Origin of the sequence: Pseudomonas sp. IT-P395, assembly GCF_949767675.1 — a bacterium.
In the GTDB taxonomy this organism is placed as follows: Bacteria; Pseudomonadota; Gammaproteobacteria; order Pseudomonadales; family Pseudomonadaceae; genus Aquipseudomonas.
In genome coordinates, this window is sequence record NZ_CATKPW010000036.1 from 1 (window position 1) to 475 (window position 475).

The 475-nt window shown below is 59.2% G+C and carries 1 pseudogene; it reads left to right on the forward strand.

Annotation, left to right across the window (positions count from 1 at the left end):
* A pseudogene (locus ACM6IN_RS20440) lies at positions 1–475 on the forward strand (hypothetical protein); the annotation flags it as partial.

Below are 475 nucleotides of genomic sequence, written 5' to 3' on the forward strand. Positions count from 1 at the left end.
CGGTGTCCTATTCCGTCAAGCCGCTGGGCGCGAGCAAAGATGAACCGTCCGAAGTCATGCAGGTGCTGGTCAAGCTGACGCGCCCGGGCGGCCATGATGACAACGGTGACGGCGGGCATTCCAAGCTGATCATGATCATTCCCCAAGACATTCTTGACGATGGCATCAACAAGGAGAACCTGGAAGCTGGCGTGAAGATCAGCATTGGCGAGGCCAATGGCACACCGCCCTACCCCTACGCTGCGGCCGGCGATATTTGTCGCTTGAGTTGGGGTGGGATCTACGTGTTCAGTGAGCCGCTGACCCAGGAACAGGCCGAAGGCAAGACGCCGATCATCATCACCATCACCAAAGAGATCATAAAAGAGGCCGGCGATGCGCCCGGCGTGGCCGTGGTGTTCGAGGTGTACGACTGCGTCTTCAACCGCTCCGAGGACTGGAGCCCCGAGCAGCGTATAAAGGTGGCCGTAGATGA